General features: G+C 62.9%; 19 protein-coding genes and 1 pseudogene. 7 read left to right on the top strand and 13 right to left on the bottom strand.

Features of this window, described 5'->3' with window-relative positions:
• The first annotated feature begins 189 nt into the window (after nucleotides 1-189).
• Together HHL24_RS34060 and HHL24_RS34055 are read left to right on the top strand one after the other, a co-directional pair.
• On the top strand, nucleotides 190-1,128 hold the full coding sequence (locus tag HHL24_RS34060; protein ID WP_169489687.1) for a LysR family transcriptional regulator: 939 nt from the start codon (nucleotides 190-192) through the stop codon (nucleotides 1,126-1,128).
• 272 nt (nucleotides 1,129-1,400) lie between these two features.
• On the top strand, nucleotides 1,401-5,153 hold the full coding sequence (locus HHL24_RS34055; RefSeq protein ID WP_169489686.1) for a methylmalonyl-CoA mutase family protein: 3,753 nt from the start codon (nucleotides 1,401-1,403) through the stop codon (nucleotides 5,151-5,153).
• 151 nt (nucleotides 5,154-5,304) lie between these two features.
• Here the strand turns inward: HHL24_RS34055 and HHL24_RS34050 are convergent, their stop codons facing one another.
• Entirely contained in the window at nucleotides 5,305-6,264 is a 960-nt protein-coding gene (locus tag HHL24_RS34050) for an NAD(P)H-dependent flavin oxidoreductase (RefSeq protein ID WP_169489685.1), read from the bottom strand.
• Nucleotides 6,265-6,575: 311 nt separating this feature from the next.
• Between HHL24_RS34050 and HHL24_RS34045 the strand changes: the two genes are divergently transcribed.
• Nucleotides 6,576-7,466 (top strand): alpha/beta fold hydrolase, encoded by an 891-nt coding sequence (locus HHL24_RS34045; RefSeq protein ID WP_169489684.1) that lies wholly within the window; start codon nucleotides 6,576-6,578, stop codon nucleotides 7,464-7,466.
• A 139-nt stretch (nucleotides 7,467-7,605) separates the two neighbouring features.
• Here HHL24_RS34045 and HHL24_RS34040 read toward each other — a convergent pair whose 3' ends face one another.
• Entirely contained in the window at nucleotides 7,606-8,076 is a 471-nt protein-coding gene (locus HHL24_RS34040; RefSeq protein ID WP_169489683.1) for an Lrp/AsnC family transcriptional regulator, read from the bottom strand.
• Nucleotides 8,077-8,190: 114 nt separating this feature from the next.
• On the opposite strand from HHL24_RS34040, the gene HHL24_RS34035 reads away from it, so the two are divergent.
• Entirely contained in the window at nucleotides 8,191-9,090 is a 900-nt protein-coding gene (locus HHL24_RS34035) for a DMT family transporter (protein WP_169489682.1), read from the top strand.
• A 389-nt stretch (nucleotides 9,091-9,479) separates the two neighbouring features.
• On the opposite strand, the gene HHL24_RS34030 is transcribed toward HHL24_RS34035, so the two are convergent.
• From HHL24_RS34030 to HHL24_RS34005, 6 genes are all read right to left on the bottom strand, one after another.
• The gene (locus HHL24_RS34030) at nucleotides 9,480-10,400 is read right to left on the bottom strand and encodes an MBL fold metallo-hydrolase (protein ID WP_169489681.1); all 921 of its coding nucleotides are present in this window, start codon (nucleotides 10,398-10,400) and stop codon (nucleotides 9,480-9,482) included.
• On the bottom strand, nucleotides 10,397-10,930 hold the full coding sequence (locus tag HHL24_RS34025; protein WP_230417678.1) for a MaoC family dehydratase: 534 nt from the start codon (nucleotides 10,928-10,930) through the stop codon (nucleotides 10,397-10,399). The genes HHL24_RS34030 and HHL24_RS34025 overlap by 4 nt, the downstream gene beginning before the upstream one ends.
• Nucleotides 10,927-11,154, bottom strand: coding sequence for a DUF1289 domain-containing protein (locus tag HHL24_RS34020; RefSeq protein WP_169489680.1), 228 nt, complete (start codon nucleotides 11,152-11,154; stop codon nucleotides 10,927-10,929). The genes HHL24_RS34025 and HHL24_RS34020 overlap by 4 nt, the downstream gene beginning before the upstream one ends.
• Before the next feature lie 4 nt (nucleotides 11,155-11,158).
• A complete protein-coding gene (locus HHL24_RS34015; RefSeq protein WP_169489679.1) occupies nucleotides 11,159-11,680 on the bottom strand; it encodes a YbaK/EbsC family protein in 522 nt (173 codons plus the stop codon).
• 29 nt (nucleotides 11,681-11,709) lie between these two features.
• Nucleotides 11,710-12,636, bottom strand: a complete 927-nt coding sequence (locus HHL24_RS34010; RefSeq protein WP_169489678.1) for a hydroxymethylglutaryl-CoA lyase — start codon at nucleotides 12,634-12,636, stop codon at nucleotides 11,710-11,712.
• A gap of 305 nt (nucleotides 12,637-12,941) precedes the next feature.
• A complete protein-coding gene (locus tag HHL24_RS34005; protein ID WP_169489677.1) occupies nucleotides 12,942-13,883 on the bottom strand; it encodes a 2-hydroxyacid dehydrogenase in 942 nt (313 codons plus the stop codon).
• Nucleotides 13,884-14,061: 178 nt separating this feature from the next.
• On the opposite strand from HHL24_RS34005, the gene HHL24_RS43690 reads away from it, so the two are divergent.
• The 3 genes from HHL24_RS43690 (at nucleotide 14,062) to HHL24_RS33990 (ending at nucleotide 16,266) form a co-directional block, all read left to right on the top strand.
• Nucleotides 14,062-14,376, top strand: coding sequence for a hypothetical protein (locus HHL24_RS43690; RefSeq protein ID WP_206003145.1), 315 nt, complete (start codon nucleotides 14,062-14,064; stop codon nucleotides 14,374-14,376).
• Nucleotides 14,377-14,456: 80 nt separating this feature from the next.
• The gene (locus tag HHL24_RS33995; protein WP_074285637.1) at nucleotides 14,457-15,059 is read left to right on the top strand and encodes an RBBP9/YdeN family alpha/beta hydrolase; all 603 of its coding nucleotides are present in this window, start codon (nucleotides 14,457-14,459) and stop codon (nucleotides 15,057-15,059) included.
• A gap of 181 nt (nucleotides 15,060-15,240) precedes the next feature.
• Nucleotides 15,241-16,266, top strand: a complete 1,026-nt coding sequence (locus tag HHL24_RS33990; RefSeq protein ID WP_169489676.1) for a sulfate ABC transporter substrate-binding protein — start codon at nucleotides 15,241-15,243, stop codon at nucleotides 16,264-16,266.
• Nucleotides 16,267-16,418: 152 nt separating this feature from the next.
• On the opposite strand, the gene bioB is transcribed toward HHL24_RS33990, so the two are convergent.
• From bioB to HHL24_RS33965, 5 genes and pseudogenes are all read right to left on the bottom strand, one after another.
• Entirely contained in the window at nucleotides 16,419-17,498 is a 1,080-nt protein-coding gene (gene bioB, locus HHL24_RS33985; RefSeq protein WP_169489675.1) for a biotin synthase BioB, read from the bottom strand.
• A gap of 34 nt (nucleotides 17,499-17,532) precedes the next feature.
• Nucleotides 17,533-18,264, bottom strand: a complete 732-nt coding sequence (gene bioD / locus HHL24_RS33980; RefSeq protein ID WP_169489674.1) for a dethiobiotin synthase — start codon at nucleotides 18,262-18,264, stop codon at nucleotides 17,533-17,535.
• On the bottom strand, nucleotides 18,261-19,445 hold the full coding sequence (bioF, locus tag HHL24_RS33975) for an 8-amino-7-oxononanoate synthase (RefSeq protein ID WP_169489673.1): 1,185 nt from the start codon (nucleotides 19,443-19,445) through the stop codon (nucleotides 18,261-18,263). The genes bioD and bioF overlap by 4 nt, the downstream gene beginning before the upstream one ends.
• A complete protein-coding gene (bioA, locus tag HHL24_RS33970; RefSeq protein ID WP_169489672.1) occupies nucleotides 19,445-20,794 on the bottom strand; it encodes an adenosylmethionine--8-amino-7-oxononanoate transaminase in 1,350 nt (449 codons plus the stop codon). The genes bioF and bioA overlap by 1 nt, the downstream gene beginning before the upstream one ends.
• A gap of 490 nt (nucleotides 20,795-21,284) precedes the next feature.
• Nucleotides 21,285-21,504, bottom strand: a pseudogene (locus tag HHL24_RS33965) (IS3 family transposase); the annotation flags it as partial.

Genomic DNA, 21,504 nt, shown 5'->3' with positions numbered 1-21,504 from the left:
TGCGAGCAGATGCCGCGTGACGCTAACCCCGCCGAAACAGGCAACACCTGCAAAGCCCACCTTCTCCGGAAGGTGGGCTTTGCCGCTTCTGGCGTCCGTTTTGGGTGTCCGAATCTACTCGATTTGCTGACCAGTTTTTGATAAACCCGGCAAAATGACGTCGATTGATTCCTGAAGCGAGCGATTGAGATGGATACCCTCGTCAGCATGAAAGTGTTCCGCCATGTGGTCGAAGTCGGCAGCTTTGTCGGCGCGGCCGATCGGATGGAGATGTCGGCGGCGATGGCGAGCAAGCATGTGATGCACCTCGAACAGCAGCTCGGTGCGCGTTTGCTGAACCGCACCACACGCCGTGTCGCGCCGACCGAGGCGGGCCGCGAATACTACGAGCGCCTGAGTCAGGTGCTCACCGAACTCGAAGAGGCCGAACAGGTGGTCGGTGCAGCGAGCGTCGTGCCGCAAGGGCGCTTGCGGGTATCGTCGCTATCGGCGTTCGGCTTGAGCCACGTGATGGCTGCTGTGGCCGACTACGCCGCACAGTATCCGCAGGTCACTGTCGACATGACTTTGTCCGACCGTGTGGTCGAACTGATCGACGAAGGCTTCGACGTCGCGATCCGGGCTTCGCCGAATGGGCTGAAATCGTCTTCGCTGATCGCCCGGCAGATTGCGACCGCCCATCTGGTGCTGTGCGCGTCGCCGGCCTATCTGCGCCGGCACGGCACGCCGAAGACCGTTGCCGATCTGGCGCGTCACAACTATCTGCAGTATGCCGGCGTGTCCGCGCTCGAAATCGCTCCCGCGACCGGCGACGCCTCGTCGCGCGTGCGTCTGTCCGGCAACCTGATCGTCAACCACCTGGAGGCGCAGCGCGTGATCGTGCTGCAAGGCGCGGGCATCGCGATGCTCGGCACCGAGGTGATCGGCGACGATCTGGCTGCGGGGCGCCTGGTGCCGCTGCTGGTAGACGACGTGCCGCCGCGCGAGTTGCCGATCCATGTGGTCTATGCGAGCCGGCGGCATCTGTCGGCGAAGGTGCGCTCGTTCGTCGACTTCCTGGCCGAGCGGTTTGCAAACGAATCGCTTTGGCCTTCGCTCGAGCAGATCAAGGCGCTGGCGGTGCGGTAGGCGGACAGGGAAGCGTAGCCGGGACGGCTGGGCTACCAACGCGGCAAGCGGTGCGGCCGGCCGGGTCACCAAGCGCGGCGAGCGGTGCGGTCCGGCCGGGCCACCAAGCGCGGCAAGCTATGCGGTCCGGCCCGGTCACCAAACGCGGCGAGCGATGCGATCCGGCCAGCCGGGCCGCCGAGGCGCCGGGTTGTACGGTCCGGCCGAGGCGATCCTACCCGTTTAGCTATACTGGTTGCCAGCACCTATACGCGTAACGATCTGGGGGAGACATGACGGATCTGTCCACGCCGCAGCGCGCCGGCGGCCACAAGCTGCCCGCGGGTCGGCGCCTGCGCTTTGTCACCGCTGCCGCCTTGTTCGACGGCCACGACGCGTCGATCAACATCATGCGGCGCATCCTGCAAGCGAGCGGTGTCGAGGTGATCCACCTCGGCCACAACCGCTCGGTCGAAGAAGTCGCCACCGCCGCACTGCAAGAAGACGCCGACGGCGTCGCCGTGTCGAGCTACCAGGGCGGCCACAACGAATACTTCCGTTATCTCGTCGATCTGCTGCGCGCGCGTGGCGGCGAGCGCATCAAGGTATTTGGCGGTGGTGGCGGCGTGATCGTCCCCGTCGAAATTGCTGAACTCGAACGGTACGGCGTCGAGAAGATCTATTCGCCGCATGACGGCCAGCGGCTTGGCCTGCAAGGCATGATCGACGACATGATCGGGCGTTGTGCTGAAGTTGCGCGTGCCGCTGCCGCCGTGCCGGAGAGTCCGGTTGGCGAGTGGGTGGCGGATTTGTCGGCGTGCGGGTTGCCGCGTTTTGAGCCGCGTGCGGCGTCGCACGTCGAGACGCGTGCCGACGATCACGCCAACGCGCGCGATGTTTCCGGCAAGACTCGGCAAGCGGCCGGGGCCCTCAACGCTAGCCAGGTCGGCGACACCGCTAGTACCGCTGAGATCGCCGACGCCGCCGGCACCACCATCGACACCACCGGCACCACCATCGACACCACCGGCACCACCATCGACACCACCGACACCACCGACACCACCGGCACCATCGACACCATCGACACCATCGACACCATCGACACCACCGAACAGCCAGACTCTGCAGCCTTCACTTTCCGCCGCCTCGCGCAACTGATCAGCGCGTACGAAGCGGGCCGCGTCAAATCAGCCGAACAGGAAATACTATCGGTCCTCGCTGGAGCGATCGAGGTTCCTGTCCTCGGCATCACCGGCACCGGCGGCGCCGGCAAATCCTCACTTACCGACGAACTGATTCGCCGCTTTCGCCTTGACTATGGCGACGCCCTCACCATTGCCGTGCTGGCTATCGACCCGTCGCGCCGCAAGTCCGGCGGCGCGCTGCTCGGCGACCGCATCCGCATGAACGCAATCGGCGATTGGGGCGACGGCGCGCGCGTTTACATGCGCTCGATGGCGACGCGCAACGCATCGAGTGAAATCACCGATTCGTTGCCCGACGTGCTCACGCTGTGCAAAGCCGCGGGCTTCGATCTGATCATCGTCGAGACGTCCGGGATCGGGCAGGGCAATGCGGCGATCGTGCCGTTCGTCGACGAATCGCTGTATGTGATGACGCCGGAGTTCGGCGCGGCGAGCCAGTTGGAGAAGATCGACATGCTCGACTTTGCCAGCTTCGTCGCGATCAACAAGTTCGATCGCAAGGGTGCGCCGGACGCGTTGCGCGATGTCGCGAAGCAGGTGCAGCGCAATCGCGGCGACTTCGCGAAGGCGCCCGACGCGATGCCGGTGTTCGGCACGATCGCCTCGCGCTTTAACGACGATGGTGTGACCGCGCTTTACCAGCACGTGGCCGAGGCGCTGCGCACGCACGGCCTGCGTTCAGGCGGAGGCCGTCTGCCGATGCTCGACGACCTGCGCTTTTCAAGCGGCCGCAACGCCATCGTGCCGCCGGCACGCGTGCGCTATCTGGCGGATGTCGCGCAGACTGTCCACGCGTACCGCGAGCGTGCCGACGTGCAAGCACGGGTGGCACGTGAGCGCTGGCAACTCACCGAAGCGCGGCGGATGCTCGGCGATGCAGAAGCTGAAGCTGACGCAGGAGCAGGAGCAGGAGCAGGAGCAGGAGCAGGAGCAGGAGCAGGAGCAGGAGCAAACGCAGCTGCAAACGCAAGCGCAGACATCGCTGAAGGCGCAGCAATAGCAGGGGCGGAGACAGGCAATCACACCCAAACCCAACTCGACGCGCTCATCGCCCAACGCACCGCCGCCCTCGGCGAACGCGAACGCAAGCTCCTCGAAGCCTGGCCCCAAACGGTGACCGCCTATTCCGGCGACGAACACATCGTCCGTGTTCGTGACCGCGAAATTCACACCGCGCTCACCGTCACGACACTATCCGGATCTAAGGTCCGCAAAGTCGCGTTGCCGAAATTCGTCGACCATGGCGAAATCCTGCGCTGGCTGATGCTAGACAATCTCCCCGGCTACTTTCCGTTCACCGCAGGCGTGTTTCCGTTCCGCCGGGAAAACGAAGACCCGACACGGATGTTCGCCGGCGAAGGCGATCCGTTCCGCACCAACCGCCGTTTCAAATTGCTCTCTGAAGGCATGCCGGCCAAACGTCTTTCGACGGCGTTCGATTCGGTCACCCTCTACGGCGAAGAGCCAGACGAGCGGCCGGACATCTACGGTAAGGTGGGCAACTCGGGCGTCTCCGTCGCAACGCTCGACGACATGAAAACGCTCTACGACGGCTTCGATCTGTGCGCGCCTGAGACGTCGGTGTCGATGACGATCAACGGCCCGGCGCCGACGATTCTCGCGATGTTCTTCAACGTCGCAATCGACCAGCAGATCGCGCGCATGGCGCAGCAGCAAGGCCGTCCGCTCACGGAAGACGAACTCGCCGCCGCTCGCCGCACAGCGCTGGAAAACGTGCGCGGCACGGTACAAGCCGACATCCTGAAGGAAGACCAGGGCCAGAACACCTGCATCTTCTCGACCGAGTTCAGCCTGAAAGTCATGGGCGATATTCAGGCGTATTTTGTCGATCACGGCGTGCGCAATTTCTATTCGGTGTCGATCTCCGGCTATCACATCGCCGAGGCGGGCGCGAATCCGATCTCGCAACTGGCCTATACGCTCGCGAACGGCTTCACCTATGTCGAGGCCTATCTCGCGCGCGGCATGTCGATCGACGACTTCGCGCCGAATCTGTCGTTCTTCTTTTCGAACGGTATGGACCCGGAGTACACCGTGCTAGGCCGCGTCGCGCGGCGCATCTGGGCCATTGCCATGCGCGAACGCTATGGTGCGAACGAACGCAGTCAGAAGCTCAAGTATCACGTGCAGACCTCGGGCCGCAGCCTGCATGCGCAGGAGATCGACTTCAACGATATACGCACCACGCTGCAAGCGCTGATCGCGATCTACGACAACTGCAATTCGCTGCACACCAATGCATTCGACGAAGCGATCACCACGCCCACTGAAGATTCGGTGCGCCGTGCAGTGGCGATCCAGTTGATCATCAATCGCGAATGGGGTCTGGCAAAGAATCAGAATCCGAATCAGGGCAGCTTCGTGATCGAGGAACTGACCGATCTGGTCGAAGAAGCGGTGCTGGCGGAATTCGATCGACTCACTGAGCGCGGCGGTGTGCTGGGCGCAATGGAAACGGGTTATCAGCGCGGGCGCATTCAGGACGAGTCGATGCTGTACGAGCATCGCAAGCACGACGGCTCGTATCCGATAATCGGCGTGAACACGTTTTTGAGCACACATCCGCACGAAGCGCCGCAGCCGATCGCGCTCGCCCGTTCTACCGACGAAGAGAAGCAGAGTCAGTTGAAGCGCCTACGCGATTTTCAGGCGCAGCACCGTGACGAGGCGCCGGCGGCGCTTGAGCGTTTGAAGCGCGCAGTGATCGACGATGACAACGTGTTCGCGGTGCTAATGGATGTCGTGCGCGTCTGCTCGCTCGGGCAGATCACGCACGCATTGTTTGAAGTGGGCGGGCAGTACCGCCGCAATATGTGAAATTAGGGCGTGTTGCCAATTAGGGCGTGTTGCCAGTAGCGAGACCTGAACGCGAGGCAGGCTCAAGAGGCTGCATACAACGCCCGAGGGTGAATGCCGGACATGCTGCGGCGCCAGAATCGAGCCGCAGCAAAACGTCTTAACCAGGCACTTACCGCGCGATGCCCAGCCGCGCTTTCGCGTCGTTATATTCCTGCGTCAATCGCCGAACCAGCTCACCCACGCTCGGCACATCGTCCATCAGGCCGACGCCCTGGCCTGCGCCCCAGATGTCTTTCCACGCCTTCGCCTTGTCGCTGCCGAAGTTCATTGCGGTCTTGTCCGATTCCGGCAGCGCGTCCGGGTCCAGCCCCGCGTTCACGATACTTTCGCGGATGTAGTTGCCGTGCACGCCGGTGAACAGGTTCGTGTAGATGATGTCCGACGCCGTGGAGTTGACGATTGCCTGCTTATAGCTGTCGACCGCGTGCGCTTCTTTGGTCGCGATGAAGCGCGTGCCCATGTAGGCGAGGTCCGCGCCCATGGCCTGCGCGGCGAGAATCGAGCCGCCGTTGGCGATCGAGCCGGACAGGACGATCGGGCCGTCGAACATGCGCCGCACTTCGCCGACCAGCGCGAACGGCGAGGTCGTGCCCGCATGGCCACCGGCGCCCGACGCCACCAGGATCAGCCCGTCGACGCCCGCTTCCAGCGCCTTCTGTGCATGCCGGAGGTTAATCACGTCGTGCAGCACGATGCCGCCGTAGCTATGCACCGCGTCGACGATCTCACGCGCCGGTGCGCGCAGGCTGGTGATGAAAATCGGCACCTTGTGTTCGACGCACACACGCACGTCGTGCTCGAGCCGCGTATTCGACTGATGGACGATCTGGTTGACAGCGATCGGTCCGATGACCGCGTCGGGGTTAGCCGCCTTGTGCTCGGCGAGCTGTGCCTGAATCTGCGTGAGCCATTCGTCGAGCAGTTCGGCCGGGCGAGCGTTCAGCGCGGGGAACGAGCCGACGATGCCGGCCTTACATTGAGCCAACACGAGTTCGGGATAGCTGACGATGAACATCGGCGAAGCGACGACGGGCAGCGCGAGTTTTTGCAGGACGGCGGGCAATGCCATGGTGCGAGTCTCCTGATAAGCGGACCGGTGCGGTGTAGAGCGCCCGGCGATAATGAGTTTAGCGGCACATGGCCTGTGGTGCGTCGAGACTGACCAGCGTCATGCCGCCGCCACGATCTCGCCACGCGTTTGCCACGGTCGTCCGAAAATTTAAGAACGATCGTTCGATTATAGGCGAAGCTGCCGCTTCGTGTTCGTTTAGAACAGTTGGAAGGAGTGTTCAGTTTCTATGCTTGCGTGGGTTATCCCACCCCGCGTCGACACGTTGCGCTCCTACAATGCTTTGACTTCCAAATGACAAGAGACCCGCTATGGCCTTCGAGGATTTCACGCCCTTTCGCGTCGCCGTGGGCGACGTCGATATTTTCGGAGTGAAGGGCGGGGCAGGGCCGCCTCTTCTGCTGCTGCATGGCCACCCGCAGTCGCATCTGATCTGGCAGCGATGCGCGGCGCAACTGGCGGAACACTTCACCGTCATCGCCACCGACTTGCGCGGCTACGGCGCCTCAGGCAAACCGCCGAGCGACGCCGACCACACGCCGTATTCCAAGCGTACGATGGCGGCGGATCAGGTCGCCGTGATGCACCACTTCGGCTTCGAACGATTCCTCGTGTGCGCACATGATCGCGGCGCCCGCGTCGCGCATCGGATGGCGCTCGACCATGCAGACGCCGTCGAGCGCTTGATGCTGCTCGACATCGCGCCGACGCTCGCGATGTACGAAGCCACCGACCGCGCCTTCGCGACGTATTACTTCCACTGGTTTTTCCTGATCCAGCCGGAACCGCTGCCGGAGACGCTGATCGGCGCGAACCCGACCGCGTATGTCGATGCGGTGATGGGCAGCCGTCACGCAGGTCTGGCGCCGTTCGCGCCGGAAGCGCTTGACGCGTATCGCAGTGCTTTGGCGCAACCCGGCGCCGTGCATGCGATGTGCGAGGACTACCGGGCGTCGGCGAGCATCGACCTCGAACACGACCGGGCCGACATCGAGCGTGGCCATAAGATCGGCTGTCCGCTGCGTGTGTTGTGGGGCGACAAGGGCGTGATCGAGAAATGCTTTGACGCGCTGGAGGAATGGCGTCACGTCGCGCGGGACGTGAGCGGGCGTTCATTGGCGTGCGGGCATTACATTCCTGAAGAGGCGCCAGACGAACTGGTCGCGGAAATGCTGTCGTTCTTCGAGGCGGTCGAACAGTAAGCCACTTTATTCATACGAAATGCGGCCGCTAGCTCGCTCATACCCGATGCGGCCGACATTTCATACACCGACATTCCATACGCCTGCGATGCGGCCACTGTTTCGCGCAAGCGCGCAGCGGCGCAGCCACGTGTTTCGTTCAGCCTAGCGGCGGCAAGCGGCGCGCGACGGGCGTCGACTTGACGATTGCGGTGCTCGTCTCCGCGCGCTCGGTGACTTTCGACAGAATCTCGTCGAGTTGCTCAATCGACTGCAGAACCAGGCGACAGATGAAACAGTCGTCGCCGGTCACCTTGTCGCATTCGACAAATTCCGGAATGCGCCGGATCACGTCTTCCACCAGATGCAACTGCCCGGGCAACGGCTTCACGCGCACGATTGCCTGTAACGTGAAGCCGAGCGCGCGCGGATCGATCTGCACGGTGAAGCGCTCGATCACGCCTTGCGCTTCGAGCCTTCGGATGCGTTCGGCCGTACTCGGCGCCGAGAGGCCGACCAGACGCGCCAGTTCGCTGACTGGCTGCCGGGCGTCCGCCGCCAACGCGGCGAGCAGCGCACGGTCGGTTTCGTCGAGTGTCGCGGGTGCGGCGGGAACAAGGCGTTTCGTCATGATGGCCTTCGATTATTAGGTTCCTTCTCAGGAAGACTTAAGTTTAGCCATGTATTCGGGCGGCTGGATTAATTACACTGCTTCTCATGCAGGAATCAATTCGAGGATCGAATCATGGCGTCAAATGAGATTCGCCGCGGCGCGGCGGAAATGACCATGGCCATGCTGATGTCCGGCACCATCGGCTGGCTGGTGGTGTCGTCGCAGCAGAGCCCGTTCAATGTGGTGTTCTTTCGCTGCATCTTCGGCGGCGCGACGCTGGCGCTCGTGTGCGCTGTACTCGGCCTGTTCAGGCGCAAGCTCTTTTCGTGGAAGATGCTCGGCCTCGCGCTGCTCGGCGGCGCGGCTATCGTCATCAACTGGGTGTTGCTGTTCGCGGCCTATTCACGCGCTTCGATCTCGATGGCAACCGCCGTCTACAACACGCAGCCGTTCATGCTGGTCGCGCTCGGCGCGCTGGTGTTCCGCGAGCGCATCAGCGCGTCGACGGTCGCCTGGCTGGCGGTCGCGTTTGTCGGTCTCGTGTTCGTGGTGAAGGTCGAGCCGGCGGTGTTGGCGGTGCCGGGGCAGTATCTGGTCGGTGTCGCCTATGCCGTGGGCGCGGCGGCAATGTATGCGGTCTCGTCGATCATCACGAAGCGCCTGAAGGGCACGCCGCCGCATCTGATTGCGTTGATCCAGGTGTCGCTCGGCGTCGTGATGCTGGCGCCGTTTGTGCGCTTCGATGCGCTGCCGACTAACGGCGTGCAGTGGCTTGAATTGACCGTGCTCGGTATCGTCAACACGGGGCTCATGTATGTGCTGCTCTACGGCGCGATCCAGAAACTGCCGACCTCGATGACCGGTGCCTTGTCGTTCATCTATCCGGTGGTAGCGATCATCGTCGACCGGGTCGCGTTCGGGCAGACGCTCGCGTGGATTCAGGTGCTCGGCGCGGTGCTGATTCTCGTGGCGGCCGCCGGCGTGAATCTCGGCTGGCGGATCGTGCCGCAGAAACGTCTGTCTTCGACCTGATGTCATGACTGTGGCGCCGACGGATCGACCGGCGATAGTACGGATTCCGGAGTAACCGGCGCGCTGCATTGCTCATATAGACGGACCAATGACGTCCAGCTTGTGCGACTACGAGGCTTCGTAACGTTGTCTGTATGCGGGTTTAAAAGGCAGCGTCAAACTTCTGTAGGGAAATCACTGATGCGGGCAAAAAACCGGCACGCGTATCATTCATAGCGACGCTGATCACGTCCGACAGAATTTCCGCCGCTCGCCTTGATGGTCGAGCGGCTTTCTTTTTGTGGCGACGGTTTTGGCGTTTTGCGTGCCATACGGCGCTTACCGCTCACCGCTCACCGCTTACCTCCTGCCTCCTGCCTCCTGGCGCTCGACCTCCTACACCGCGCGCGTCACGCCTCGCGCGCGACGATGCGCTCGCCATCGATTTCCAATGGCCCGTTCCCGACGGCCAACTCCTCAACGATCGCATGCACCAACGTGGACCATTCGCCGCGCGGTTTGAGCATTGCTGCGGCGGCGCGCATCACGGCGGCCTCGTCGAGCATCCGCAGCAAGGTGTCGAAGCTCATCGCGCGAACTTCGAGCAGCTTGAACACAATCAACACCTTCAACGCATTTTTCGCATTACGCGCCGGATCGGCACGTAGCCACGCGACGCGTGAAAACGCCCGTTCAAGCGCCTGCTCGACATTCGTAAAGGGCGAGCCATGACCGGGAATCACGAGCCGCACGTCGAGCTTCGCGATAGCGTCGAGGACCGCCTGTTCCTCGGCGAAACCGCTTTCACCTTCCAGTTCGGGAAAGATCACGCCAAAGCCGTTTTCCCACAGCGCGTCCGCGCTGATCAGGATGCGTTCGTCCGCGCAATACAGCATCAATGAATGCGGATCGTGGCCAGGTGCGCCGAGCACCTGCCAGTCGAGCGCGCCGAGCCGCAGTTGCGCGCCGGGCGCGATCGTCTCGGTGAAGGTGAAGCGCTCGCAGCGCTGTCCGGTGGCGCGAAACGTCAGACGGGTTTCATCCCAATCGTGTACCGCGTCGGCTTCCGATGCGGGAATCGCAGTACGGCACGGCCACGCCGACTGCAATAGCGCGTTGCCGCCGCAGTGATCCGAATGCAGATGCGTATTGACGATCAGATCGAGCGGTCGCGCACCGAGCGTTTGCTTTACCAGCGCGAGCGTTTGCGGCGCGTGGGTTGCGTAACCGGTATCGACGAGCGCGGCACACGTGTCGTCGACCAGCAGCACGTTGTTCGACGAAAGCCAGCCGCGTTCGAAGACTCGGATCGATTCCGGTAGCGTGATCATGGTGCGCCTGTGTCCGCGTTGGTGTCTGCGCTTGTATCCACGCTTGTATCCACGCTTGTGTCCACGTTTATGTCCGCGCCTGAGTTCGCCGATGCCTCGGGTTTCGGCATCACGAGGATGGTCGACGTGCCGATCAACATAGTGTCGCCGCGCTGATTCACCACGCTCCCTTCGAGATGGGTCAGATCGCCGTTCAGACTCGGCTTCCAGTAAGCGTCGCGCACGCGCCAGGTGATTGTCAGCGTATCGCTCGCGTGGACCGCTTTTTTCAGCTTGATATCGAACTCGAGTCCGAGCGGCTGCGCGTAGGTCGAGAAATGCGTGGCCAGCAGCGCCATGAAATACGCGGTTGGTTGCGTGCCGGACGCGATCAACCCGCCGAAGCGGCTTTGCGCCGCGTACGCGTCGTCGTGATGCAGCGGATTCAAGTCGTTGACGAGCGTGGCGAACGATTTCACCGATTCCGCCGATAGTTCGAGCGTCGAGCTGAACGTCTCGCCGACTGTCACGATGCGCGGCGCAGCGTTCATCGTTGCACCTTCGCCTGCTTTGCCATGAACTCCGCGTGGCGTTCCTCGATCGCGTCCCAGACCGCGCGCTTCGCATCGTCGTCGAACAACGACCAGCCGGCGATTTCGTCGATCGTGCGCAAGCAGCCTTCGCACCAACCGGTCGAGGCGTCCATCTTGCACACGCTGATGCAGGGTGACGGCACGGCAGCCTCGTCGTCTTCGTTATCGATGCCCGCTGTCATCGCTTCACGCCGTCTCGCGTAGCGCCACGTCGATCACCGGCGCGCCCGTCAGCGCAATCAATTCCTGCGCTGTCAGATTGAACACCGCATGCGGATGACCCGCGGCGGCCCACAGGCTGTCGAGCGCCAGCAGATCGGCATCGATAAGCGTGACCGGTTCCGTCGCGTGGCCGATCGGGCACACGCCGCCGATCGCATAACCGGTTTTCTCGCGGACGAACTTCGCATCCGCACGGCCGATCTCGCCGACTTGCGCCGCGACCTTCTTTTCGTCGACGCGATTCGCGCCGCTCGCGATCACCAGCACAGGCGCATCGTCTTCGCGGCGGCGAAACAGGATCGACTTGGCGATCTGCGCAACCGAACAGCCGAGGCCGGCGGCGGCTTCGGCGGAAGTCTTGCCGGTTTCCGGCAGCATCACGATCCGGCCCGCGTGGCCGCGTTCACGCAGCAACTGCGCGACGCGGCGCGCCGAGTCGGGCAACGCGGCGAGATCGTCGGATTCGAGAGAAGCGTGGTCCGTCATCTGTCTATGTCCTGAATGGATTGCAAGAGTCAAACGCAGTTGGCCTGTTCGCTGCGCGCTTTGGCAAGCAACGCCTTGCCGGCGCGCGATACGTTCGGCCGGCCAATCGACGTCGAAATGAAATCGCCGATCGCGACGACTTGCGCGAGGTCGATGCCGGTCTCGATGCCGAGGCCGTTCATCAGATACAGCACGTCTTCGGTTGCGACGTTGCCGGTTGCGCCCTTCGCATACGGGCAGCCGCCGAGCCCTGCCACTGAAGCGTGATAGATCTCGATACCTTCCTGCAACGCGGCGTAGATGTTCGCGAGCGCCTGACCGTAGGTGTCGTGGAAGTGGCCCGACAGACGTTCGCGCGGGAACACCCTGGTGACCGCCTCGAACACTTCGCGTGTGCGCTTCGGCGTGCCGACGCCGATCGTATCCGCGATATCGATCTCGTCGCAGCCGAGCGCCGCGAAACGTTCGACCACATCGACCACCGACGCCACCGGCACTTCGCCTTGATACGGACAACCGAGCGCACATGACACGCTGCCGCGAATTCGCAGGCCGTGATCCTTCGCCGCCTGCGCGACCGGCGCGAATCGATCGATGCTTTCCGCGATGCTGCAATTGATGTTCTTCTGTGAGAACGCTTCGCTGGCCGCCCCGAAGATCACGATCTCGTCCGCGCGCGCGGCGAGCGCGCCTTCGAAACCGCGCAGGTTCGGCGTCAACACCGAGTAGATCGTGCCCGCCCGGCGCTCGATGCCGGCCATGACGTCGGCGCCGTCGGCCATCTGCGGCACCCATTTCGGCGATACGAACGACGCTGCTTCGACGTTGCGAACTCCCGCCGCCGACAAGCGGTTGATCAACTCGATCTTGATCGCGGTGGGGACGAATTCTTTCTCGTTCTGCAGTCCGTCACGCGGACCGACTTCGACGATTTTGACGCGTTGGGGCAAGGCCATGATGTGTCTCCTGTGTCGACCGGAGTTTGCGCTTTAGCGCATTACTCCGGTCCCATGCAAAGCGGTCGACCGGAGTTTGCGCTTTAGCGCATTACTCCGGTCCCATGCAAAGCGGTCGACCGGAGTTTGCGCTTTAGCGCGTTACTCCGGTCCCATGCAAAGCGGTCGACCGGAGTTTGCGCTTTAGCGCGTTACTCCGGTCCCATGCAATGAGCCCGCGCGTGGCGGCGCTCCTTCGATTGCTCAGTCGGATTCGATGGTGGTGTTCAAAATCCGCACTCGATAGGTGAGTTCCGTATCCACGCTCAGTATCCACGTTCGATATCGACCACGCCGCCCACCGTTTCGCCGCGCATCAGCGCCGCCATTTTCCGTGCGACCTGGGCGACGCTCTCTTCGCGCAAGGTGAGCGCGGAGATGTGCGGCGTAATCGTGATGCGCGGCTCCTGCCAGAACAGATGATCGGGCGGCAACGGTTCTTCGCGGAACACGTCCAGCGTCGCCGCAGCGAGCTGGCCGCTTGCGAGCGCTTCGAGCAGATCCTGTTCGACCAGATGCCTGCCACGTGCGACGTTGATCAAATACGCGCCTTTCGCGAGCCTGGAAAAGGTGCGCTTGTTCAGCACGTCGCCCGTATCCGGCGTATGCGGCAGCAGATTCACCAGCACTTTCACGCCGTCGAGAAATGCATCGAACTGCGCTTCACCGGCGAAGGTCGTGATGCCGTCGATTTGCCGCGCACTGCGACTATAGCCGCGCACGGGCATACCGAACGACGCGACCGCTTGCGCCACATGCGCACCGAGTACGCCGAGGCCGAGCACGCCGACCGTGAAGGTCTCGCGCGGATGCGGGTCGAGCACTTCCCAGCGGCGCTCGCTTTGGAGCGTCTGATATTCGTCGAAACGACGCAGGTAGCGCAGCACCGCATGCGTCACATACTCGGCCATTTGCGGCGCCATGCCGGTGTCTTCGAGCCGGATCAACTGGGCGTTGCGCGGCAGCGTACCGGGTTGCTCGTGTTCGAGCGCGAGGATCGCATCGACGCCCGCGCCGAGATTGAAGATTGCGCGCAGATCGTCGCGGCCGGCCAGCATCTCATGCGGCGGCCGCCACACGACCGCGAAATCGGCTGGTTCGGTGTCGCCCGTCTGCCATTCGCGCAGTTCGGCTTCCGGCAGCGCGCGGGCGAAGTCGTGGAGCCACGCAGCGGCGTCGGCATGCGGCATGTAGAAGAGGATTTTCATACGGTGCGGAAGGCGAGTGCGTTGTCGAGTCTGATGACGGGAAAGGCCCGGTAGAACGGCTGCAACGCCCGCGGCGCTTCAGACGACGCTTGCGGCATGGGACCTCCTCCTTTTAGGAATAGGCTTCATTCTACTTTTTCGACGCGAATCGCGTGCGTTTGCGCACGGGCGTGCAGTTTTGGCTGGGCCTCTGGCTCGGCCGCGCTCCCTGGCGTGGCTCGGATCCAGCTGCGGCAACAGCCACGGCGACGGCAACAGCCACAGCCACGGCGACGGCAACGGCGACGGCAACGGCGACGGCAACGGCGACGGCAACGGCGACGGCAACGGCAACGGCAACGGCAACGGCAACGGCAACGGCAACGGCAACGGCAACGGCAACGGCAACGGCAACGGCAACGGCGACGGCAACGGCGACGGCAATGGCCACGGCCACGGCCACGGCCACGGCAGAGCCGGGGCGAAACGATTTGGCCGTGTATTTGCCCCATAAACAAAGCACAAAAACTTGGTTCGCCCTGGCGGCGCCCGGCGGGACAATCACTTTCCGGATTCCGGCAGCGAGGGACTGACATGCTTTCATGCACCAAATCGACATGGCCGCCGCGGCTCGTCACGGTTCCCGGCCTGCACGGCAGCGAGGGCGCGCACTGGCAAACCTGGCTCGAACGGCAATTCGCGCGCTCGCTGCGCGTCGAACAGGCCGACTGGGATGCCCCGGACGTCGCCGTCTGGGCGCGGTCGCTGCGCGATCTGCTCGCGCGCGAACGTGGACCGTTCGTGCTGGCCGCCCACAGCTTCGGTTGCCTTGCGACCGCCCATGCGTTGCAGCAGGCGTCGTACGCGAACGACGTGGTCGGCGTGCTGTTCGTCGCGCCTGCGAGCCCGGAGAAATTCGCCTTCGCCGGACCATTCGACGCGCGGCGCCTCGGCGTGCCGTCGATTCTGATCGGCAGTGAAACCGACCCGTGGATGCCGCTCGCCGGTTCGCGTGATCTCGCGCAGCGTTTCGGCAGCGCGTTCGTCAATCTCGGCGATGCCGGACACATCAACACCGCGGCGGGATTCGGCCCGTGGCCGCGTGCCAAGTATTTCGTCGACACGCTGGTGCATTGCGCGGCGCCGCTGCGCTTTCGCGAGGAGACGTTCGAGGTCGCGCAGCACGCGTTCGTTTGAGTGGCCTGAGTGCTTCACCCGGTGTTTGGGAGTCGAGCGCCGGGCAAGTGATTGCGTAACCAGACGCATACCCGAGCGTCCAATTGAGCGTGAGTGAACTCGTAAGCGATCCGTTAGAATCCCGCTTCACGCTGCACGTTCGTGCGGCTACAGATTTTCATCATCGATAGGCGGGGACAAGATGGCAGGCAAGACGGGGACATCGCGCTGGCTCGCAGCCGGCATGACGGCAATGACGCTCGCGCTCGGCAGCATCTCGACGGCGCACGCCGACACATCGCTGCTCAACGTGTCGTACGACGTGACGCGCGAGTTATACAAGGACATCAACGCCGGCTTCATCACGGCATACAAGCAAAAGAGCGGCGAGACCGTGTCGATTCGCCAGTCGCATGGCGCGTCGAGCGCGCAGGCGCTATCAGTGTTGCAAGGACTGCAGGCTGACGTCGTGACGATGAACCAGCCGAACGACATCGACCTGCTAGCAGAAAAGGGCCAACTGGTGCCTGCCAACTGGCGCGCGCGCCTGCCGGACGACAGCGCCCCGTACACCACGACGATGGTGTTCCTCGTGCGCAAGGGCAATCCAAAGCACATCAAGGACTGGGACGACCTCGCCAAACCTGGCGTGCAAGTGGTGATCGCCAATCCGAAGACTTCGGGTAACGGCCGCTACGCGTATCTGGCTGCGTGGGGCTATCGCAAGCAGCATGGCGGCACCGATGCACAGGCACTCGAGTTCGAAAAGGCGATCTTCAATAACGTGCCGGTGCTCGACACGGGCGGCCGCGGCGCGACGACGACTTTCACGCAACGCGGTATCGGCGACGTGCTAGTGACGTTCGAAAACGAAGTGTCGTTGATCGACACGGGGGTGGGCGCGGGCAATTTCGAAGCGGTGTATCCGTCGGTGAGCCTGCTGGCTGCGCCGCCGGTGTCGCTCGTCGACAAGGTGGTCGACAAGCGCGGCACGCGCAAGGAAGCGCAGGCGTACCTCGACTATCTGTGGTCGCCGGCCGCGCAGGAAATCATTGCGCAACACCATCTGCGTCCGCGTGACAAGAACGTGCTCGCGAAGCACGCGTCCGAGTTCAAGCCGATCAAGACCTTCACCGTCGAAGAGATGTTCGGCAGCTGGCAGAAAGCGCAGCAAACGCATTTCTCTGATGGTGGCACGTTCGATCAGATCATCGTGGATAAGAAGTAAATCTCTACGTTAGAAGTAAAAAGGCCGCCTCGTTTCTGACTGCACCCCGAAGTAAGTTGGACATCCGTCCGACGATTCGAGGTGCCGTTCATTTCCGAGGCGGCCTTTTTTATGCGTGTGTTTGATCACACACGCCTGATACGCGTAGTTCTTTAATTCGGCGCAGCGTGCTTATCACAGCCGTGCTCGCAGCCGCTTTGATCCAGCGGCATCTGCTGTGCCGCTTCCGCGCGAATGCCGAGGCGTTCGAGCAGCTTGCGATCCGCTTCGGCTTGCGGGTTGCTGGTGGTCAGCAACTGGTCGCCGTAGAAAATCGAGTTCGCGCCGGCTAGGAAACACAGCGCCTGCAACGCTTCGTCCATCTGTTCGCGGCCTGCCGACAGACGCACCATCGCGCGTGGCATCGTGATGCGCGCAACAGCAATCGTACGCACGAATTCGAACGGATCGATTGCTTCGGTGCCGGTCAGCGGCGTGCCTTCCACTTGCACCAGGTTGTTGATGGGTACCGATTCCGGATACGGCTCCATGTTCGCCAGTTGCGCGATCAGGCCGGCGCGCTCACGGCGCGATTCGCCCAAACCGACAATACCGCCGCAGCACACGTTGATGCCCGCATCGCGCACGCGTTCCAGCGTGTCGAGGCGGTCCTGGTACGTGCGCGTCGAAATGATCTGGCCGTAGAACTCCGGCGACGTATCGAGGTTGTGGTTGTAGTAGTCGAGACCCGCTTCGCGCAGACCTTGCGCCTGATGCGTTTCCAGCATGCCGAGTGTCACGCAGGTTTCGAGGCCCATCGCCTTCACGCCGCGGATCATGTCCTTGATCGGCTCGAGGTGGCGGTCCTTCGGATTGCGCCACGCCGCGCCCATGCAGAAGCGCGTCGCGCCGTTTTCCTTGGCGACTTTGGCGGCGGCCAATACTTCATCGACCGGCATCAGCTTGTCAGCCTGCAGGCCCGTGTCGTGATGCACCGACTGCGGACAGTACGCGCAATCTTCTTCGCAACCGCCGGTCTTGATCGACAGCAGCGTCGACAGTTGCACCGTGTTCGCGTCGAAGTGTTCGCGGTGGGTTTGCTGCGCGCGGAACATCAAGTCGTTGAACGGCAGTTCGTACAGCGCGACGATGTCGGCGACGCGCCACTTGGCCACCGACTTGGTGCCTGCTGCAGCATTATTGTTGGCGGCGGCCGTGTCGGCTGGCGTCGGAGCGATGTTCAGTTGCGTCATGTCGTCAATCCTCATGGATGGATGTAATGGGTGTTCAGCGCTGCGCGTGACGCAGCGTCTGCAGGAGTCGGTTGATGTCGAGTTGATCCGCCGCGAACTCGGGCGAAGCCGGGTTCAAATGCGGCACGATACCTAGCAAGGGTGCATCGTATTCGCGCGCGAGATGCTCGCGAACCGAGGCGATGTTTTCATCGGGGAACGTCATGTCCGGATCGATGCGGTTGGCCACCCAACCCGCAAGTGTCAGCCCACGCGCGGCGATCGCTTCGGCGGTGAGTAACGCATGGCTGATGCAACCGAGGCGCATGCCGACCACCAGCACGACCGGCAGTTTCAGCGCGACGGCGAGGTCGGCGGTGTCTTGCGTTGCGGTCAGCGGCACGCGAAAACCGCCGACGCCTTCGACCACGACGATCTCCGCTTGCTTCAAAGCTTGCGCATGGCATTCGACGATGTGATCGATGTCGAACGTGGCGTTTTCCAGCGCGGCGGCGATATGCGGCGCGGCGGGTTCTTTCAGCAGATACGGCGTGCGAATCGCTGGCGGCAGCAGGACACTCGACGCAGCGTCGAGTTGATCGGCGTCTTCGTTATGCAATACGCCGTTCACTTCGAACGCGCCTGCGGCGATCGGCTTCATCGCGGCGGCTTGCAGGCCTTCGCGAACGAAACCGCGCAACAGCGCCGAGGATACGAAGGTCTTGCCAATTTCCGTATCGGTACCGGTGACGAATAGCGACAGCGCGCTTTGATTCGAGCCAATCATGCCGCCTTTGCCCCGAGTTGTTGCAAGCCCGCTTCGAGCCGGTCCAGATCCGCTTGCGAATGCGCGGCGGAAAGCGAAATGCGCAGCCGCGACGTGCCGGTGGGTACGGTCGGCGGACGGATCGCCGGCACCCAGAGGCCGGCACGATCGAGCGTGGCCGCGATGTCGAGGGTGGCTTCGTTCGAGCCGATGATCAGCGGTTGCACGGCAGTGTGCGAATCGACCGGCAGCCACGGCGTGGCTTTCAGCATTGCGCGCGTGCGTTCGATCAATTGCTGGAGATGGGCGCGCCGCGCGTCACCTTCTTCGCCACCGATAATGCGCAGACTCGCCGATACCGCATGCGCCGCGGCGGGCACCGACGCGGTCGTGAAAATGTACGGACGCGCGCGCTGCACGAGCCATTCGATCACGGTCTCATGTGCGACGACGAATGCGCCCGATACACCTGCCGCTTTACCGAGCGTGCCGATCGAAATCAGATTCGGCGAGCGCAATGCGGCCTGGGCGATTGCGCCGCGGCCTTGCGGACCGAGCACGCCGAAACCGTGCGCATCGTCGACGATCAGCCATGCGCTATGCCGTTCTGCAAGTTCGAGCAGACGCGGCAGCGGCGCGATATTGCCGTCCATGCTGAATACCGTGTCGGAGACGATTACTTTGACTTCGGCGTCCGAGGCATCGAGCATCGCGCTCAACGCTTCCGTATCGCAGTGCGGATAGATCTGCACGTCGGCGCGAGACAAACGCGCGCCGTCGATCAGCGACGCGTGATTCAACGCGTCGGAGAACAGCGTCGTGCCGCGGCCCGCGAGCGCGGTGAGCGTCGCGAGATTCGCCATGTAGCCCGTGCTGAAGTAAAGCGCGCGTGCATTGTCAACGAAGCCGCCGACGAATTCAGCCAGGTCGTCTTCGAGTTGCGCATGCGCGCGCGAGTGGCCGCCGAGCAGATGCGAACCGCCGCTGCCGGCGCCGTAACGCTCTGCGCCTTCAGCGATGGCCGCGATCAGTTGCGGATGCGCGGCGAGACCGAGATAGTCGTTACTGGCGAAGCCGATAATTGCGCGACCGTCGACCGTCATGTGCGCGGCGCACGGCGTGTCGGCGATACGGCGACGGCGGCGCAGACCGCGCGCATCGATTTCCTTGAGGCCTTCGGTGAGTGTGTCGAGCAGGTGCATTAGCGGGTCTCCGCGAGCGTTGCTTCGAAGGTTTCGCGCGTGCGCGAGGCGAGCAGTGCGATCTCTTCGTCGTCCAGGATGTAGGGTGGCATCAGGTACACCGTCGTCGAAATTGGGCGCAGCAGCAGTTCACGCTGCAACGCGTTTTCGAAGAAGCGGCGCGAGAATGTTTTGGCTTGCTGAGCGTCGTCGATCACGGCGTCGAATGCGAAGATCGTGCCGCACTGACGCAGATTGCGCACCTGCTTGTGTTCGGCGAGCGGTGCGAGCGCCGCCTTCAGCTTCGCGGATTTCTGCGCGTTGACGGCGAGTACGTTGTCGCTTGCGAAGAGATCGAGCGTGGCGAGCGCCGCGCGGCACGCGAGCGGATTGCCGGTGTACGAGTGCGAGTGCAGGAAGCCGCGCGCGGTATCGTCGTGATAGAAGGCTTCGAAAATTTCATCGCGCGACAGCACGATCGAGAGCGGCAGATAGCCGCCGCTGATGCCTTTCGACAGACATAAGAAATCTGGCCAGATGCCGGCTTGTTCGCACGCGAAGAACGTACCGGTACGTCCGCAACCGACTGCGATTTCATCGGCGATCAGATGCACGCCGTACTGATCGCACAGCGCGCGCAATCCGGCGATATACGACGGGTCGTGCATCGCCATGCCGGCCGCGCATTGCACGAGCGGTTCGACGATCAGCGCGGAGATCTTCGTGGCGCGTGCTTCGAACAACGCGCGAACCTGATCGAGGGTGCGGTGAGCGACGTCGGCTGCGGTTTCGCCGGCTTGTGCGAGCCGAGCATCGGGCGACGCGACGACGTGCGCGTTGCGGATCAGCGGATCGTAGGCGTCTTTGAAGAGCGCGACATCGGTGACGCCGAGCGCGCCGATGGTTTCGCCGTGATAGCTGTTGGCGATGCAGACGAATTCCTGCTTGTCGGCAAAACCGCGATTGCGCCACGAGTGGAAGCTCATCTTGAGCGCGATTTCGACGGCGGATGCGCCATCGGACGCGAAGAATGCATGACCGAGCGTGTTGTTCGTGAGCGCGCCAAGACGCTCCGCGAGTTCGATGGCTGGCTCGTGTGTGCAGCCGGCGAGCATCGCGTGTTCCAGCGTATCGAGTTGGTCTTTCAGTGCCGCGTTGATGCGCGGGTTGGCGTGGCCGAACAGGTTGACCCACCAGGAGCTGATCGCGTCCAGATACCGGTTGTTTGCGCGGTCGTAGAGCCACGCGCCTTGACCTCGTGCGACCGGGATTAGCGGCAGGCGCTCGTGGTGTTTCATCTGGGTGCAGGGGTGCCAGACGGCACGCAGGCTGCGGGTGATCCAGTCTTCAGGGGATGCTGACTTTTCCAAAAGGGTACTCCGAGGTGCTTTTTTTGCCGTTGCACGGCGGGCTTTTTTAGGGCCTTTTCAGTCGCGCTGCGGTTTTTTCTTTGCGCTGCGCGCGGCCATGGGAAGGCGTGCGGGGTCGAGATTAGCGGTTTATTTCGTGCTCTGCACTAGGGGCTGAGGGTGGGTTTTTGCCTGCGGCGCTGGGGTTTGGCGCTGTTCGATGCAGGTGGTTTCTGTTTCGGTACGAAGGTCGCTGATCGGCGGAGTTGACGACGGGAAAGTAGTTGGACCTTGTGGGCGGGAATTTGGGGTTCGGGGGTGGGTTTGGTTTTGTTGCTTGCCTGCGGAGGGGGTTTTTCTGGTTCTCTGCCTGCGTGGTGCTTTTTTGTCTGTGGGTTTGTGGCGGTGCCTTTCCTTGAATTGTTAGTGGTCTATTAGCGTCGCCCCTGTGCGGGGCGGCACTTACTTTCTTTGCCGCCGGTGTGTGTCAAGGTAGTTGTCGCGTGAACCGTTACGCTGCGTGCTTATACATTCCGGCCGAGGCGTGGGTTCGCTCCGGGTTCAGATAGACCGCGTCTGTCAGGTGCCAGTTGCGGATGGCACCTGACCAGCGTGCGGGGTTCTGCAGGCGCGCGTCTTCGTACAGCGCACGCCGTCGGGCCAGAAGCTCGTCGGCTTCGCCGCGGTGCCGCTGCCCCGGACTCACATACTTCAGGCCGCTGTGGCAGTGC

Source organism: Paraburkholderia polaris (genome assembly GCF_012927345.1).
Taxonomy (GTDB): Bacteria; Pseudomonadota; Gammaproteobacteria; order Burkholderiales; family Burkholderiaceae; genus Paraburkholderia; species Paraburkholderia polaris.
This window is presented reverse-complemented; position numbering and strand designations above follow the sequence as displayed.

Coding starts and splice junctions, on each gene's coding strand:
- HHL24_RS34060 (WP_169489687.1), top strand. CDS start 190: ATGGATACCCTCGTCAGCATGAAAGTGTTCCGCCATGTGGTCGAAGTC.
- HHL24_RS34055 (WP_169489686.1), top strand. CDS start 1,401: ATGACGGATCTGTCCACGCCGCAGCGCGCCGGCGGCCACAAGCTGCCC.
- HHL24_RS34050 (WP_169489685.1), bottom strand. CDS start 6,264: ATGGCATTGCCCGCCGTCCTGCAAAAACTCGCGCTGCCCGTCGTCGCT.
- HHL24_RS34045 (WP_169489684.1), top strand. CDS start 6,576: ATGGCCTTCGAGGATTTCACGCCCTTTCGCGTCGCCGTGGGCGACGTC.
- HHL24_RS34040 (WP_169489683.1), bottom strand. CDS start 8,076: ATGACGAAACGCCTTGTTCCCGCCGCACCCGCGACACTCGACGAAACC.
- HHL24_RS34035 (WP_169489682.1), top strand. CDS start 8,191: ATGGCGTCAAATGAGATTCGCCGCGGCGCGGCGGAAATGACCATGGCC.
- HHL24_RS34030 (WP_169489681.1), bottom strand. CDS start 10,400: ATGATCACGCTACCGGAATCGATCCGAGTCTTCGAACGCGGCTGGCTT.
- HHL24_RS34025 (WP_230417678.1), bottom strand. CDS start 10,930: ATGAACGCTGCGCCGCGCATCGTGACAGTCGGCGAGACGTTCAGCTCG.
- HHL24_RS34020 (WP_169489680.1), bottom strand. CDS start 11,154: ATGACAGCGGGCATCGATAACGAAGACGACGAGGCTGCCGTGCCGTCA.
- HHL24_RS34015 (WP_169489679.1), bottom strand. CDS start 11,680: ATGACGGACCACGCTTCTCTCGAATCCGACGATCTCGCCGCGTTGCCC.
- HHL24_RS34010 (WP_169489678.1), bottom strand. CDS start 12,636: ATGGCCTTGCCCCAACGCGTCAAAATCGTCGAAGTCGGTCCGCGTGAC.
- HHL24_RS34005 (WP_169489677.1), bottom strand. CDS start 13,883: ATGAAAATCCTCTTCTACATGCCGCATGCCGACGCCGCTGCGTGGCTC.
- HHL24_RS33995 (WP_074285637.1), top strand. CDS start 14,457: ATGCTTTCATGCACCAAATCGACATGGCCGCCGCGGCTCGTCACGGTT.
- HHL24_RS33990 (WP_169489676.1), top strand. CDS start 15,241: ATGGCAGGCAAGACGGGGACATCGCGCTGGCTCGCAGCCGGCATGACG.
- bioB (WP_169489675.1), bottom strand. CDS start 17,498: ATGACGCAACTGAACATCGCTCCGACGCCAGCCGACACGGCCGCCGCC.
- bioD (WP_169489674.1), bottom strand. CDS start 18,264: ATGATTGGCTCGAATCAAAGCGCGCTGTCGCTATTCGTCACCGGTACC.
- bioF (WP_169489673.1), bottom strand. CDS start 19,445: ATGCACCTGCTCGACACACTCACCGAAGGCCTCAAGGAAATCGATGCG.